Source organism: Mycobacterium parmense, assembly GCF_010730575.1.
GTDB classification, from domain to species: domain Bacteria; phylum Actinomycetota; class Actinomycetes; order Mycobacteriales; family Mycobacteriaceae; genus Mycobacterium; species Mycobacterium parmense.
On sequence record NZ_AP022614.1, the window covers coordinates 3,954,573 to 3,969,686 of the forward strand.

Consider the following 15,114-nt stretch of genomic DNA (forward strand, 5'->3'; position numbering starts at 1 on the left):
GGATGAATGCGGCGCCCGGCGACTCACGAGAGGCGCGAACGACCCCCGGTCAGGACTTGGCGGCAGTCACGAAGCTGTTGGCGAACGGCCGGTCCTCCGATTGCGGCGCACGGCCCAGTCGCAGCGCCTCTGCCCGGGCGCTCACGGTCTCGGTGCGCCAGCCGTGTCCGCCGAACCAGTCGGCGCAGTCCGGGCGGCCGTCGTCGTCGAACCACAGGTCGAACGGGTTGAACGAGGTGTCCTGGCCGCGCGCTTCGCGTTTGGCCTTCAACTCGAGCCACCGCTGCTGGGCCTCCTGGCGCTTCTGGGCGTCGACCCCGAATATCTCGACGGCCACGCGGCTGCCCGGCGCGCTCAGCGTGTCGATCGAGGCGAACATGGCCTCCTGGGCGGCCGCCGGCAGGAACGGCAGCAATCCCTCGGCGAGCCAGGCGGCGGGAGAGGCCTCGTCGAATCCGGCGTCGCGCAGGGCCCTGGGCCAGTCGTGGCGCAGGTCGACGGGCACCGGCCGGCGGTCGGCGATCGGCTTCGCGCCGTGGCCGGCGAGCGTGTGGGCCTTGTACTCGAGCACCTTGGGCAGGTCGATCTCGTAGACGACGGTGCCGTCGGGCCAGGGCAGTCGGTAGGCGCGCGAGTCGAGCCCGGCGGCCAGGATCACCACCTGCCGGATGCCGGCTTGGGTGGCCCCGTCGAAGTACGCGTCGAAGAAGTGCGTGCGTACCGCCTGGTAGTCGACCATGTTCTGGGCGTCGACCGCCAGGGCCGGATCGTCTTCTTCGTCGGGGCCCGCCCACCACGCGGCCACCTGCTCGCGCACGCCCGCGAGCTCGGGCGTGGAGACCAGCGGTTCGGCGAACGGATCCCGAATCAGCGGCTCCGCGGCCGCGGTCTCGCGGGCGCGCGCCAGGGCGACCATCACCGCGGTCGCACCGACGCTGGTCGCGATGTCCCAGGAGTCGTCCAGGCTGCGCGCCATCTACAGACGCTCACCGATGACGAAGTCGGAGAACGCGTCCTTGTCGTCGGCCAGCGGCACGTTGTCGATCCAGCGGCCCAGCCGGCGCATCTCGTCGGTCGACGCCTGGGCGCGGGCGCGCCAGCCATGCTCGTTGAGCCACTCGGTGACGTCGGCCCGGTGCTCGTCGCGGTACATCAGCTCGCCGACGTCGACGGTCTCCTCGAGGCCGAGCTCGTCGGCCACTTTCTTGAACCGCTCGCGCATCTGCTGCCGCCGCTCCTCGGCGTGGGAGGGCGCGGTCTCCGCCGACACCCGGCTGCCGGGCGCGCTCAGCTCGCTGATCTGGGTGAACAGCCGGTCCTGAGCCTCCGCGGGCAGGTACATCAGCAGACCCTCGGCCAGCCAGGCGGTCGGCTTGGCCGGGTCGAAGCCGGCGGCTTTGAGCGCGGCAGGCCAGTCCTGGCGCAGGTCGATGGCCACCTCGCGCCGGTCGGCGGACGGCGTCGCGCCGTTGCCCGCCAGGGTCGCGGACTTGTAGTCCAGCACCTGAGGCTGGTCGATCTCGTACACCGTGGTTCCGGCCGGCCAGTCCAGCCGGTAGGCCCGCGAGTCCAGGCCCGACGCCAGGATGACGACCTGCCGGATCCCGGCCGCGACGGCATCGGCGAAGTACGCGTCGAAGAAGTGCGTCCGCACCGCCTGGTAGCCGCGCATGTGCTCGAGCTGGGCGGCCGATTCGGCGTCCAGGGCCTCGACCTTGGCCGTGACGTCCGGGTCGAGCATGGACTCCCAGAGCACATTGGCGCCGGCGTTGCTGACCAGCAGCTTGGCGTAGGGATCGCGGATGAGGGCGTCCGGACGTTCGGTTTCGACGGCGCGGGCCGCGGCCACCATCACCGCGGTGCTGCCGACACTGGTCTTGATGTCCCAGGTGTCGTCGTGGGTGCGCAGTGAACTCATCGGGTTGCTCCTTGGTCCTGACTTCGGCTAGGCACTTGGTTGGTCGAGGCGCGCACGCAGCAGGGTGCTGCGCACGGCGTCTTCGGAGAGGTCTTCGGGCACCGGACGGCCCAGGCGGGCCATCTCGTCGCGATTGTTGGTCGCACGCACCCGCCAGCCGTGTTCGGTCAGCCACTGCGCCGCGTCGGAACGGTCGGGCTCGTGGAAGGTGAGCGCCTGAACATTCACGTCGAGGCCGAGGCGCGCCCGCATGCGGGCCCACCGCTGGTTGTTGCTGCTCGAGTTCATCCCGAAGACCTCGATGGCGACCTGGCTGCCCGGGGCACTCAGGGCGGTGAACATCTCGAACAGCCGGTCCTGCGCGTCGCTGGGCAGGTACGGCAGCAGGCCCTCGGCAAGCCACGCGGTCGGCTGGGTCCGGTCGAATCCGGCGGCAATCAGGGCGGCCGGCCAGTCGTCGCGCAGGTCCGCCGGGACCGTGCGCCGGTGCGCGGCGGGAACCGCGCCGTGCGACTGCAACGTCGCGGTCTTGTATTCCAGGACTTTGGGCTGGTCAATCTCGTACACCACGCTGTCGGGCGCCCAGCTCAGCCGGTAGGCCCGCGCGTCGAGACCGGCGGCGAGGATCACGGCCTGGCGGAGACCGTCGCGGATGGCATCGGCGAAGTACTCGTCGAAGAAGTGGGTGCGCACCGCCTGGTAGTCGATGCCCAGCCGGTGCGCGCGCTGCCCGTGCTCGTCGCCGTCCAGCCAGCCCACCTCGGGATCGGCCAGCCGTGCCCAGGCCGGACCGGCGGACGACACCAGGACGCTTGCGAATTCGTCGCGGATCAGCGGGCTGGTCCCGGCCGTCTCGGCCGCCCTCGCGGCGGCGACGCCCAGGGCGGTGGCTCCGACCAGCTCGGTGATCGCCCAGGAATCACCCGAGGTCCGCAACGACGATGGCGAGGGAGGGTCACTGAGATCAGTCATGACACGACCATGTTACGCGCGTAAGTTAGGCAAACTATACGCTTTGTGGGCCACGTCACTGCGCGCAGTCGCGACCGGGCGGATCAGGCCTCAGGATGCCAGAGCGCGCCTTCCAGGAGCTGCCGCAGCACGTCGGTGATGGCGAGCATCTCCGCGTAGGTCCGGACGTAGCCGGCATAAAAGCCCACGCCGCAAAGGACGATCAGCAACGTCTCGACCAGCGCGGCGACGTCGATATCGGGCGCAAGCTCGCGACGCTCGACCGCGTCATTGACCAGGCCGGCGAGGAATTCGCGACTGAGTATTATCGAGTCGTTTTGCATTCCGCTCAATTCCGGGTGGCGCTGCGACTCCAATACACCGCTGATCAGAAACGCCGATCCCGCCGGGTTTTCCGAATTCGCGCGGACGGCGGCGGAGATGAACGCTGTCAGACGCGCCACCAGGGTGGTTTCGTGCGACGCCTGGCGAATGCCTTCGCCGATCACCAGGTCGTTGGTCCGATCCAGAACCTCCCGATACAGGACGCGCTTACTGGAAAAGTAGTGATTGATGGCCGGTCTGGTCAGGTCGGCCCGGGCGGCGATCGCCTGGAATGTCGCGCCGTCGTAGCCGCGTTCGCTGAACACCAGCCGCGCCGCCTGCACAATGCGCTGTCGGGTGTCATCCGCCTTGGCGGCAGGTGGGCGGCCGGGCCTGCGATTCGCCGTGGGCGACATTACTAAAGTGTGCCACCGCCACGGTGCGGCATTAGTGCATTCGGAGGAATGCTGCCGAACTTTCCCGCTTGATAGTCCTCGAGCGCCTCAATCAATTCGGCGCGGGAGTTCATCACGAAAGGACCGTAGTGGAATACCGGCTCGCGAATGGGTTGACCGCCGAGGATCAATACCTCGAAGGCGCCGGCCGAATCCCGGGTGGCCGGGCCGTTGAGCGTTATCCGGTCGCCCGCACCCAGCACCGCCAGTTGGGCCTGGCGAATCGGGTGAGCGGCGGGGCCGACGGTGCCGCTCCCGGAGAGCACGTAGACCAGCGCGTTGAAGTCGCGTCGCCACGGGATCCCGAGACGGGCCCCGGCCTCGACCGTCGCGTGCGCCAGCGTGATCGGCGTGTGCGTCACCCCCGGTCCACGATGACCGTCGATCTCACCCGCGATGATTCGGAGCAGCGCGCCACCGTCGTCGGAGGCCAGCAACCTGACGTCGCCGCCTTCGATCGCCTGATAGCGGGGTGGGGCGAACTTGTCTTTCTTGGGCAGGTTCACCCACAGCTGGATGCCGTGGAACGTCCCGCCGCTGTCCACCAGCTCGGCCGGGGGGGTCTCGATGTGCAGGATGCCCGAACCGGCCGTCATCCACTGCGTGGCGCCGTCGTTGATGAGGCCGCCGCCGCCGTGGGAGTCCTGGTGCGCGAACTTCCCGTCGATCATGTAGGTGACCGTTTCGAAGCCGCGGTGTGGGTGCCAGTCGGTGCCCCGGGGCTCGCCGGGCTGGTACTCGACCTCACCCATCTGGTCCATGTGCACAAAGGGGTCGAGGGCGGCGGTAGGCACGCCCGCGAAGGCCCGGACGACCGGGAATCCCTCGCCCTCATAACCGCGCGGCCCCGTCGTGATCGACACGACCGGACGCTCGGTGTCGGCAGGGCCCGCGGGACTGACCCGCGGCAGTAACAGTGTGTTTGCGGTCACGGCCGGCATGTGGATCTCCTTGCTCAACAGTCATCCATATAACCGGACTGCGGTCCGGATATTCCCTCGTGGTTGAGGGGTTAGCCGACGGCCGTTCCCGGATATGTGTAACCACAAGAACTGTTTGGTCATGCAACATTTGCCGGGGTGAAGATTCGCGCCGGCATCCCCGATGCTGAGATATTCGAAGACGCCGCCGCACAGGTGGCGGCGGAAGGTGACGCGGATGCAACAGGAGAAGGCCCCAGGAGCCACGCGGTCGCGGCGGGCGGTGTCCGTCGCGGTGGCGCAGACGGCCGGCTGGCTGCGTGCCAACCGGCTCGGCTTGTTCGGCGTGGCGATCGTGGTCGGTGTCGGCGCGGGGCTCGGGGCCGCGGCGTTCCGGTATTTGATCTTCGGTTTCACCTGGCTGGCGACCGGCAAAGACGAGTTCGGCCAGCAGGGATGGGTGGGCAGCGACCACCTGCCGTGGCTGGGCATCGGCTTCTTCGTGGTGATCCCGGTCGTCGGCGGATTGCTCTACGGGCCGCTGATCTCCCGGTTCGCCCGCGAGGCTCGGGGGCACGGCGTGCCGGAAGTCATGATCGCCGTCGCCGAGAACGGGGGCCGCATCCGCCCGCAGGTCACGGTGGTCAAAGCGCTGGCCTCGGCGCTGTGCATCGGGACCGGCGGCTCGGTGGGCCGGGAGGGGCCGATCGTGCAGATCGGGGCGGCCCTGGCCTCCAGCCTCGGCCAGTGGGTGCGGATGCCGGAAAACCGGCTGCGCGTCCTGGTGGCCTGCGGCGCCGCCGGCGGCATCTCGGCCACGTTCAACGCCCCCATCACCGGGGTGTTCTTCGCCGTCGAACTGATCCTGCGGGAGTTGTCCGTCGAGGCCGTCTTCACGATCATGCTGTCCGCGATGGTTGCCGACGTGATCTCCCGGGTCTTCTTCGGTTCGGCGCCGTTCCTCACCCAACTCCCGGCCGGCATCGAGCTCGACCACATCGCCAACTACCTGCTGGTGGCCCTCCTCGCCGCGGTGGCGGGCCTGATCGGGATCCTGTTCAAGAACGTCCTGTACTCGACGGAGGATTTCTGCGACCGGATCTGGGGCGACCGTCCCGAATGGGCGCGACCGGCCGTCGGGGGCCTCGTGCTCGGCCTGCTGCTGCTCGCGGTGCCTCAGCTGTACGGGGTGGGCTACCCGGTCATGTACGCCACCTTCGCGGGCCACTACGCCATGTGGTTCCTGCTGATCCTGGCCGTGGGCAAGATGCTGGCCTGCAGCCTGACCATCGGCATCGGTGGTTCGGGCGGCGTGTTCGCGCCGTCGCTGTTCATCGGGGCCACCTCCGGCATGGCCTTCGGCGTGTTGGCTCATCACCTGATCGGCCCGGCGGTCGGTGAGCCAGCGCTGTACGCCGTCGTCGGCATGGGTGCCGTGTTCGCCTCCGCCGCGCGGGCGCCGCTGACGGCGCTGGCCAGCACGGTCGAGATGACGGGCGACTTCACCCTCACCCTGCCCGTCATGCTCGCCGTCGCCGTCGGCACGACCGTGTCGCGCGGGATCTCCTACGGCACCATCTACACCACCAAGTTGCTGCGCCGCGGGATCGACATCGACCGTCCCACGCCCACCCACGCGTTCGCCGAACTGACCGCCGCCGACGCCATGCACCAGTTCCCGGCCCCGCTCGACCTGAACCATCCGGTGGCCGACGCAGACCGCGACTGGACGCCCCTGCTGGGCCCCGTCACCCGCGTCCGCGAGCCCCAGGCGCTGTTCGCCAATGACAGCCTCGCCCAGGCGCTGCGCCAACTGGTCCTCTACGGCCGCGACGGATTGCCGGTTATCGACACCGAGGCCCGGCGGGTTCAGGGTTGGCTGACCAACCAGAACGTCTTGCGCACGGTCGGCGCACGCTTCACCGATGCCGTCCCCGACATCGCCGCGGGCCGCGAAGCCGCCGAGTGGGCCAACCCACAAAGCGCGGACGCGCAACACGATCCGCGCAGCCAACTGACCGGGTATTGCATCGTCGAACACACGCTCGCCACCGACTCCGCCGCCGTCGGCCGCGCCGTCAGCGAACTCGACTGGCCGGCCGGGCACATTCCCGTGTCGATCGTCCACAACCGGCAACTCGTCGACGCCGACGCCTCGGTGCGGCTGGCCGCGGGTGACCGGATCAACATCTTGGTCCCCAAAAACGGTTCAGGAGAACAAAATCCGGCGCCCCGGTCTTAGTGACCGAGGCGCCGGAGTTGCTCTGTGCTCAGAACCGGATCACGGATTGGCGCGCGCGCTGCTCGCCGCGTCCTTCTCCGTGGTCGAGCCCTGGTGCGTCAGTTGGCCGCCCGAGCTCTCCAGGTGCGCACGCACGAACCACTGGAACTTCTCCAGCTGGCCGGCCTGCCCGATCAACAGGTCCTGGGTGACCTGGTCGAGTTCGTCCGTCTCATCGATGGCCTTGCGGATGTCCTCGATCACACCGGTGTAGACGAGGTCCAGCGCAGCCAGATGGGATTGCACGCAATCCCGGCCGACGGAGTAGTCATCCCAGGTCCGGTCCCTGATGATCGCGCCCGGGGTGCCTTCCGGTGAGGCGCCCAGCGCCGCGATCCGCTCGGCCACGTCGTCGGCGAACCCGCGCACGGCGTCGACCTGCGGGTCGATCATCTCGTGCACACCAATGAAGTTGGGCCCCACCACGTTCCAGTGCACATGCTTGAGCGTGAGGTGCAGGTCGTTGTAGGTGCTCAGTTGCCGTTGCAGCAGTTCAGCAAGCCGCGCCCCCTGCTTGTCGGTCAATCCGGGAATAGTGAACTGCGTCATCGATCACTCCTGATTTCATAACTATCTTGACCAGGGGCGCATACCCCGGCTCGCCGGCCCGTAATCGTTGGCCCGCGCCCGGGTAGTCGAGCTCACAGCGAATCAATCCGCTGCACCGGCAGCCGTGCGCCGCGACGCGGTTCGTATGCCAAACCGCTCGCCTCGAGCAGGCGGACCACGCGGTGGCGGTGCGGTCGCATCGGTTCGAGGAGCTCGAGCATGCCGGCGTCGTCGACCGGGTGCCCCAGCAACGTCCACCCCACCATCTTCGGGACGTGGTAGTCACCGACGGACAGCGCGTCGGCGTCGCCGAACGCCCGCTGCGCCGTCTCGGCGGCGGTCCACTCGCCCACCCCCGTCAGCGACGTCAACGCCGCACGGGCCTGCGCGGCGGTCCGCGTTACCAGCCGCTGAAGCGAATCCGCCCGCCGCGCACAACCCACGATCGTCTGCGCCCGCCTGGGGTCGACGTTGGCGCGGTGGAACTCCCACGACGGGATGTGGCGCCACTGTTCGGCCGACGGCGGCACCCGCATCCGGGCGGGCGCCGGGCCCGGCGCGGGTGTCCCGTACTTGGACACCAGCACGCGCCAGGAGCGGAATGCGTCTGCGCCGGGCACCCGCTGCTCGATGATCGCGGGAATCAGCGCCTCCAGCACCAGACCGGTGCGGCCCAGGCGCAGATGTCCGACGCGCCGGTGCGCGTCGGCCACCACCGGGTGCAGTGCGACGAAATCCGAGGCGTCGTCGTAGCGCCCGAGCATCGCCGGCAACATCTCGAGGAACTCCGCGGCACCGTCGCCCCAGGCCACCCCGTGGGCGGCGGTCGCGGATTCGCGGGTGATGCGGGCCGTGACGGGCCCGCTGGGCAGCAGGCTGGTGCGCCAGATCGCTCCGTCACCGAGCAGCTGGAAGCACGGGTCGCCGGGGCCGCGGCGCAGCGGCGCGAGGGTGTGCCGGAAGCTGACCGCCCCCGGGAACGTGACTGTGCGTGTGTACTCCACCGGTTCGCCCCGACTCACCCTGATTGACCGCCAACTGCGTACCAGGTCAATATTGGCGTGTGACGACGCCGTTCGATGCCCCGCACGGCGAACTGGCCTGGATGTTCCTGCAGTGCGCCGCCGAGGGCGGCGACCTGGACGAGGGTTTCTCGCTGCTCAGCGACGACTTCACCTACTGGACGCTGGCCACCCGGACCACCTCCGACAAACACACGCTGCGGCGTTCGATCGAACGGCGCAAGGAGTTGCTCGAGGTGACAGTGGACCTGATCGGCTGCGTCAACGAGGGCAGCACGGTGGTCGTCGAGGCGCAGGCCGCCGGCACCACCACCGACGGCGCCGCCTACGACAGCCCGTTCGTGTGCATCTTCGAGACGCGCGACGGGCTCATCGCCTCGATGCGCCTCTACAGCGACACCCGCGCCCTCGAGCGAGCGCTTCCGGGGGCGGAACTCCTACTGGGCTGATACGAGGATCTCGGCCCGGTCCGGGTAGAAGGCGACATGGCCGCCGATGGCCGCCACGGCCGGATAGGGTTTCTCGTAAGTCCAGATCACGTCGTCCACGGTGTCACCGGCCGAGGTGGTGACGCTGTAGTAGCTGGCCTCGCCCTTGAACGGACAGTACGTGGTGGTGTCGGTGGCCGTCAGCCGCTCCTGCACCACGTCGCTCATCGGAATGTATTGCACGACAGGCAGAGTCGCCTCCCGTAATTGCAACGCCGCGGTCGTGTCGGCGACGAGCTCGCCGTTGACGCGGACCTGGACCCGCCCTTCGGTCGGCTCGATCGTGATCGGGTGCCCGGCGCTGGGTTCCTTGATTTCCGGGTGGCTCATGACAGATTCCTCCTGTGCTGCGGATTACGGTTGCAACACCGTGCGGCCGCCGAGACTTCCCGTCATCGCGAACCGGTCAGGGCGCCCCGGACGTCCCCGGCTACTCCGGCGACGCGGTGGTGCTCTTCTTCGTGCCCGTGCGCATGGCCGCCCAGAATCGGGCCGCCTCGCGGATAGACTCCTCGACCGGGCGCGGCTCCCAGCCCAACTCCCGCTTGGCCTTGCTGCTGTCGACGTCGGCCTCGGCGCGCATCATGCGCACCGACGCGAGGCTGAGCTCGGCGTCCTTTCCGGTCAGCTTGGCCCTCAAGGTGCCGAGGGCGGCCATGGCGTAGAGCGTCGGGACCGAGATGGATCGCCGCGGCGGTGGCACGCCGGCCTCGTCGGCGGCGATCCGCACGACGTCGTTCAGCGCGATCATCCGCTCGGAGATCAGATAGCGCTCCCCGACGCGGCCCCGCTCGGCGGCCAGGATCATGGCCCGCGCGGCGTCGTCGACTCCGACGACCTCGAGCGCAATACCGTTCATCAGGAAGGGCAGCTTGCCGAAGACCGCGCCGGCGATGAAGGCACCGTGCGGCGTGCCTCCCCAGTCGCCGCTGCCGTACGTCGTCGAGACGCACATCGCGACGGCGGGCAGCCCCGCCTCGGCGACATACCGCATCACCAAATCTTCGGCCTGGACCCGGGATTGGACGTAGGGCGTGAGTCCGTGCGGGTCGATGATGTCCTCTTCGGTCGCCACGTGGCCGTGCCGGCGGCCCACCGTCGCGTAGGTGCTGGTGAAGACGAACCGGCGCAGGCCGGGCTGCTGCACGGCGACGTCGAGGACGTTGCGCAGCCCTTCGACGTTGGTGCGGAACAGCGGCGCGGGATCGCGCAGCCAGGCACGGGTGTCGACGACGCAGTAGTAGACGTCGTCGACCCCGTCCATCGCCGCGGTGAGGGTGGCGGTGTCGAACACATCCCCGTGAAACCGTGTCAGCGCGAGATCGTCGATGGCTCGGGTGTTCGCGCCTTCGCGCACCATCGCGCGTACCTCTTCGCCGTCGGCGACGAGCTGGCGGGTGACATGCGAACCCAGAAATCCGTTGGCGCCGACGACCAGCTTGGGTTTCGTGCTCATGACCCTCCGTTCTGCCGCATCCAATCGGCGGCGTCGTCGTCGAGGGTGCCCAGCGCCTGCGCCTTGCGGCACCACTTCTTGGCGGCCCGCAAGAAGCGCAGCGGGTTGTAGATGTCCTCCTGTCGTGACCACAGGCCGTCGCCGGCGTAGGTGATGATGGAGATGTTCGTCGCGGTGACGACGCTGCCGTCCCCGGGATCCTTCATGGGGTTGTCCAGCTCGCAGATGACCCGCCCGGTCGACTCGTCGATCACCGACCACAGCGACGGGAAAGCCACCATGTGGCTGCCCGGGAACGTCGTCATGGTCCGCTTGATCCACTCGCGAACCTCGTCGCGGCCGTGCATGGTGCCCGCCGCGTGCTCGACGTATTCGACGTCCGGCGTGTAGTGCTCGATCCAGGCGTCCCAGTCCCGCGACCGCGCCGCCTGGTCGACGGTCGCCTCGAATTTGTCGAAAGCGGCAGCCAATTCGCTACGGGAGAACTTTGGCGTGCTCATGATTTTGCGGCACCGTTGCAGCCCATCGGCGGAGTGTAGCCTGGGGATTGATTGCGCCCGCGTCGTGGCCGACAAGGAAGGCATGCAATGACAACCACCGAAAAAGCGATTCTGGCCGGCGGCTGCTTCTGGGGCATGCAGGACCTCGTCCGCAAGCAGCCCGGCGTCATCGCGACGCGGGTCGGGTACACGGGCGGCGACGTGAAGAACGCGACCTACCGCAACCACGGCACCCATGCCGAGGCCATCGAGATCGTCTACGACCCTTCGGTCACCGATTACCGCACGATGCTGGAGTTCTTCTTCCAGATTCACGACCCCACAACCAGGAACCGGCAGGGCAACGACCGCGGGACCAGTTACCGCTCGGCCATCTTCTACCTCGACGACGAGCAGAAGCGGGTCGCGCTCGACACCATCGCCGACGTCGAGGCGTCCGGCCTGTGGCCGGGCAAGGTCGTGACCGAGGTCAGCCCGGCCGGTGATTTCTGGGAGGCCGAGCCCGAGCATCAGGACTACCTGCAGCGCTATCCCAACGGCTATACGTGCCACTACATCCGGCCCGATTGGAAGCTTCCCCGGCGGGCGACCGCCGGCCAGTAGGTCCTGCGCTCGCGCCGTTTTCTGCAGCGCCGCTGTGGACCATCACCCTTTTTGCAGGCACGAGGATTTCGGCAGCGACATCGACAAGAGCTTCGGGCTCATGCCGCCTCAACCCACCGTGTGGGATGCGTGCGAGGATCGCGATGACGGCATCCCGCCCCGAGCGGGGGTCGACGACCGTGTTCGACCGCGACGTGGTCGCGGTGACGGCCATCGCTGACGCCATGCGTTCAGCGCCGGTGGACCACCACGCGGCCGCCGTCTTTGGGCGTGAAGGCCACACCCCGCCCGTGCCACCGCTCACCGGGAGCCGACGTCGTCTCGATGGTGAACTGACGCAGCACCGTTCGTAGCACCACGTCCATCTCCATATTGGCGAAGGCGGCGCCCACGCAGCGCCGGGTGCCGCCCCCGAATGGGATCCACGCGAAAAAGGACGGCTTGGTGCCTACGTAGCGCTGCGGGTCGAAACGCTCCGGATCGGGGAAAACGTCGGGACGCCGGTGTATCTGGGCGATTCCGACCAGGATCGAGTGCCCGCGGGGAATTACCCAGTCGCCGAGGGCGAACAGCTGCGGGTAGACGTGGCGCCCGGCGAAGTCGATGACCGTCCTGGCCCGCTGGACCTCCAGGATCGTTGCCTGGCGCAGCTCTTGGCCGCCGCTGTCGGCCTCCTCGACTAGGGCGGTCAACACCTCCGGATGCCGGGTGAGCCGCTCGAATGCCCACGCCAACGTAGACGCCGTGGTTTCGTGGCCGGCGGCCAGCAGCGTCAACAGCTCGTCGCCGATGTCCTTGCGCGACATCGCCGATCCGTCGTCGTAGGTACTGCGCAGCATCAGCGCCAGCACATCGGTCCGGTCGGCGAAGTCGGGATCCGCCCGCTCGGCGTCGATGAGCTTGCCGATGACCACGTCGTAGCGGCGGCGCCACTCTTCGAGCCGGCCCCACGGCGTGTAACGGCCGTAGCTGCGTTTGGGTTTCGGCATCGTCGCCATCCGCGAGCCCAGGGTGACCCACGGCGGGATGAGCCGGCGCAGCTCGTCGAGTTCGGCGCCCTCGGCCCCGAAGACGGCGCGCAATATGGCGTTGAGCGTGATGCGCATCATCGACGGCAGCGTCGCGATCGGCCGGCCCTGCGGCCAACCGGCGATCTCGCGTAGGGTCTCCTCTTCGATGATCGCCTCGTAGTTCTTCATGCTCTTGCCGTGGAACGGCGGCGCCAGCAGCCGCCGTCGCTGGCGGTGCGCCTCCCCGTCGAGGGCGAAGACCGAGCCCGTACCGAACAAACGGCTCAGGTTGGGCTGAATGTTGCCCAAGATGTCGGGGCTGGTGGTGAAAACCTGCTTGGCCAGCTGCGGGTCACTGACCACCACGGCGGGGCCATAGATCGGCAGGTCCAAGCTGAAGACCTCGCCGTGACGGCGCGCCAGATATTCCATCATGCGCCGACGCGACAACGCAAACCCTATGCCCTGCACCAGCTTCGGGATTCGAGCTGCCGGAGGCAACCGGACGGCGGTGGGCTCCGGGGGTGCGGTGACTACTTCGCTCATGGCGGCGCTGCTCCCAACATCTCGCCCCGCAACCGGGGTGGTACTACAACGTACCGCGACCTTCACCCCCGTACGGTACTCTGGGGTACCAAACCTGACAAGGTGCCGCACTCACCGAAAGGGGCGCCGGCTTTGACATCAGCGGTGACCGCCGGCGAGGCGGCTGTCCACCACGACCCGTTTCGCCTCCGCCTGCTCGACGGGCTCGCCTTGTCCATCACCGAGCGCGGCTACCGCGCCAGCACGGTCGCCGACGTCGTCCGCAACGCCCACACCTCCAAGCGCACGTTCTACGACCAGTTCGCCAGCAAGGAGGAATGCTTTCTGGAGCTCCTGCAAACGGACGTCGAAAGGCTCGGCGACGAGATCGCCGCAGCGGTCGACACGGCCGCCGACTGGCAGGCGCAGATTCGTCAGGCGGTCGAGGCCTACGTCGGACACATCGAGGCCCGCCCGGCCATCACCCTGAGCTGGATCCGGGAGCTTCCCTCGCTCGGCGCCGTCGCCCGCCCGGTCCAGCGCCGCGGTCTGCAACTGCTGTCCGGCCTGCTGATCGACCTGAGCTCCAGCCCGGGATTCCGCCGGGCGGGCCTTCCCCGGCTGACGCCGCCCCTGGCCGTGGTGCTGCTCGGGGGCCTACGGGAGCTCACTGCGCTCGCGGTCGAGGACGGCACGCCCGTCCGTGCAATCTTCGAGCCGGCGGTCGACGCGTCCGAGGCCCTGTTGGGCCCGCGGTTGCCCCATTAGGCTCGGCGCGAACCCTCACCGAAATGGAGGCTCCGCCAATGCGCCTGTCGACTCGAAACCAGCTCAAAGGGACCATCACCGAAGTCGATCTCGGCAGCGTGATGGCGATCGTGAAGGTCAAGCTCGATGGCGGTCAGCAGATCGTCACCTCCTCTGTCACCAAGGACGCGGCCACCGACCTCGGCCTGAAGGTGGGCCAGCCCGCGACGGTGTTCATCAAGTCGACAGAGGTCACAATCGGCGTCGAGTAGCCTGACCGGCTATGCCTTCGACTCTGCCGACGATGCGCGCTGAGCGCTTCTACGCCGACACCAAAAAGGTTGTCATAGAAGACGTTGCGATCCCCGAACCCGGGCCGGGTGAAGTTCTGGTCAAGGTGGCGTTCTGCGGGATCTGCCACTCGGACCTGAGCCTGATCAGCGGCACGTTCCCGGCCCAGCGGCCGGTGGTGACCCAGGGCCACGAGGCGTCGGGCACCGTCGCGAAGCTCGGCGCGGGGGTAACCGGCTGGGCCGAGGGCGACCGGGTGGTGGTCGCCGCCGGGCGCCCGTGCCTGAGCTGCCCGAACTGCCGCCGCGGCGACGTGCTGAACTGCCTGCGGATCCAGCTGATGGCCTTCGCCTACGACGGCGCGTGGGCCGAATACACCGTGGCGCAGGCGGCGGGTCTGACCCACATCCCCGACAACGTGCCGCTCGATCAGGCGGCGATCCTTGCCGATGCCGTCTCGACGCCCTACGGCGCCGTCGTGCGAACCGGAAGGGTGGCGGTCGGGGAATCGGTCGGCGTGTGGGGTGTGGGTGGCCTCGGCACGCACATCGTCCAGCTCGCCCGTCTGGTCGGCGCGGTCCCGATCGTCGCCGTCGACATCAATCCGGCGGTGTTGGACAGGGCCCTCGACGTCGGCGCGGACCACGCCTTCAGCTCTCGCGACGAGCGGTTGCACGACAAGATCGCCGAGGTCACCGGTGGGCGGAAGCTGGACGTGGCCTTCGACGCCGTCGGGCTGAAGGCGACGTTCGAGCAGGCGCTCGACTGCCTGAGCACCGGTGGGCGGCTGGTCGGAGTCGGGATGAGCGCCGAGGCACCCACCATCGGACCGACGTCGGCGTTCGGGTTGACGCGCCGCCAGGTGCTGGGGCATCTCGGCTACCAGAACGTCGACATCGAGACGCTGGCGAAGCTGGTTTCGGCTGGGCGCCTTGACTTGTCGAGGTCGATCAGCGACGTCGTCTCGCTCGAGGACCTGCCGTTGGGCATCCAGAAGCTGGAGCACCAGGACGGCAACCCGATCCGCATCCTCGTCAGGCCCTGATCGCAGGCACACCGAAAAGCGTCGCAGCG

17 protein-coding genes are annotated in these 15,114 nt (G+C 68.5%); 6 read left to right on the forward strand and 11 right to left on the reverse strand.

Annotation, left to right across the window (positions count from 1 at the left end; genetic code table 11):
- Positions 1 to 49: 49 nt before the first annotated feature.
- From G6N48_RS18275 to G6N48_RS18295, 5 genes are all read right to left on the reverse strand, one after another.
- Positions 50 to 976, reverse strand: a complete 927-nt coding sequence (locus G6N48_RS18275) for an SAM-dependent methyltransferase (protein WP_085268614.1) — start codon at positions 974 to 976, stop codon at positions 50 to 52.
- Positions 977 to 1,918, reverse strand: a complete 942-nt coding sequence (locus tag G6N48_RS18280) for a class I SAM-dependent methyltransferase (RefSeq protein ID WP_085268613.1) — start codon at positions 1,916 to 1,918, stop codon at positions 977 to 979.
- A gap of 27 nt (positions 1,919 to 1,945) precedes the next feature.
- On the reverse strand, positions 1,946 to 2,890 hold the full coding sequence (locus G6N48_RS18285; RefSeq protein WP_085268612.1) for a class I SAM-dependent methyltransferase: 945 nt from the start codon (positions 2,888 to 2,890) through the stop codon (positions 1,946 to 1,948).
- Between the two features lie 83 nt (positions 2,891 to 2,973).
- Positions 2,974 to 3,609 (reverse strand): TetR/AcrR family transcriptional regulator, encoded by a 636-nt coding sequence (locus G6N48_RS18290; protein WP_085268611.1) that lies wholly within the window; start codon positions 3,607 to 3,609, stop codon positions 2,974 to 2,976.
- A 2-nt stretch (positions 3,610 to 3,611) separates the two neighbouring features.
- Positions 3,612 to 4,589, reverse strand: coding sequence for a pirin family protein (locus tag G6N48_RS18295; RefSeq protein WP_085268610.1), 978 nt, complete (start codon positions 4,587 to 4,589; stop codon positions 3,612 to 3,614).
- A 217-nt stretch (positions 4,590 to 4,806) separates the two neighbouring features.
- On the opposite strand from G6N48_RS18295, the gene G6N48_RS18300 reads away from it, so the two are divergent.
- Positions 4,807 to 6,810 (forward strand): chloride channel protein, encoded by a 2,004-nt coding sequence (locus G6N48_RS18300; protein ID WP_085268683.1) that lies wholly within the window; start codon positions 4,807 to 4,809, stop codon positions 6,808 to 6,810.
- Between the two features lie 39 nt (positions 6,811 to 6,849).
- On the opposite strand, the gene G6N48_RS18305 is transcribed toward G6N48_RS18300, so the two are convergent.
- A complete protein-coding gene (locus G6N48_RS18305) occupies positions 6,850 to 7,398 on the reverse strand; it encodes a Dps family protein (RefSeq protein ID WP_085268609.1) in 549 nt (182 codons plus the stop codon).
- Positions 7,399 to 7,490: 92 nt separating this feature from the next.
- A complete protein-coding gene (locus G6N48_RS18310; RefSeq protein WP_085268682.1) occupies positions 7,491 to 8,402 on the reverse strand; it encodes a DNA-3-methyladenine glycosylase family protein in 912 nt (303 codons plus the stop codon).
- A 59-nt stretch (positions 8,403 to 8,461) separates the two neighbouring features.
- Between G6N48_RS18310 and G6N48_RS18315 the strand changes: the two genes are divergently transcribed.
- Entirely contained in the window at positions 8,462 to 8,869 is a 408-nt protein-coding gene (locus G6N48_RS18315; protein ID WP_085268608.1) for a nuclear transport factor 2 family protein, read from the forward strand.
- Here the strand turns inward: G6N48_RS18315 and G6N48_RS18320 are convergent.
- The 3 genes from G6N48_RS18320 to G6N48_RS18330 form a co-directional block, all read right to left on the reverse strand.
- A complete protein-coding gene (locus G6N48_RS18320; protein ID WP_085268607.1) occupies positions 8,858 to 9,238 on the reverse strand; it encodes a DUF427 domain-containing protein in 381 nt (126 codons plus the stop codon). The genes G6N48_RS18315 and G6N48_RS18320 overlap by 12 nt on opposite strands.
- A gap of 100 nt (positions 9,239 to 9,338) precedes the next feature.
- A complete protein-coding gene (locus G6N48_RS18325; protein ID WP_085268606.1) occupies positions 9,339 to 10,364 on the reverse strand; it encodes an NAD-dependent epimerase/dehydratase family protein in 1,026 nt (341 codons plus the stop codon).
- A complete protein-coding gene (locus tag G6N48_RS18330; RefSeq protein ID WP_085268605.1) occupies positions 10,361 to 10,864 on the reverse strand; it encodes a nuclear transport factor 2 family protein in 504 nt (167 codons plus the stop codon). The genes G6N48_RS18325 and G6N48_RS18330 overlap by 4 nt, the downstream gene beginning before the upstream one ends.
- 87 nt (positions 10,865 to 10,951) lie before the next feature.
- Here G6N48_RS18330 and msrA point away from each other — a divergent pair, with 87 nt between their 5' ends.
- Positions 10,952 to 11,467 (forward strand): peptide-methionine (S)-S-oxide reductase MsrA, encoded by a 516-nt coding sequence (msrA, locus tag G6N48_RS18335; RefSeq protein WP_085268604.1) that lies wholly within the window; start codon positions 10,952 to 10,954, stop codon positions 11,465 to 11,467.
- A gap of 230 nt (positions 11,468 to 11,697) precedes the next feature.
- Here msrA and G6N48_RS18340 read toward each other — a convergent pair whose 3' ends face one another.
- Entirely contained in the window at positions 11,698 to 13,023 is a 1,326-nt protein-coding gene (locus tag G6N48_RS18340) for a cytochrome P450 (RefSeq protein ID WP_085268603.1), read from the reverse strand.
- Positions 13,024 to 13,155: 132 nt separating this feature from the next.
- Here G6N48_RS18340 and G6N48_RS18345 point away from each other — a divergent pair, with 132 nt between their 5' ends.
- The 3 genes from G6N48_RS18345 to G6N48_RS18355 are packed head-to-tail and all read left to right on the forward strand — an operon-like array spanning position 13,156 to position 15,085.
- Positions 13,156 to 13,770 (forward strand): TetR/AcrR family transcriptional regulator, encoded by a 615-nt coding sequence (locus tag G6N48_RS18345; protein ID WP_085268602.1) that lies wholly within the window; start codon positions 13,156 to 13,158, stop codon positions 13,768 to 13,770.
- Between the two features lie 38 nt (positions 13,771 to 13,808).
- Complete coding sequence (locus G6N48_RS18350; RefSeq protein WP_085268601.1) at positions 13,809 to 14,021, forward strand: TOBE domain-containing protein; 213 nt, start codon at positions 13,809 to 13,811, stop codon at positions 14,019 to 14,021.
- An 11-nt stretch (positions 14,022 to 14,032) separates the two neighbouring features.
- Positions 14,033 to 15,085 carry a zinc-binding dehydrogenase gene (locus G6N48_RS18355; RefSeq protein ID WP_085268600.1) on the forward strand — a complete coding sequence of 351 codons (1,053 nt, stop codon included), beginning with the start codon at positions 14,033 to 14,035 and terminating at the stop codon, positions 15,083 to 15,085.
- Positions 15,086 to 15,114 lie beyond the last annotated feature (29 nt).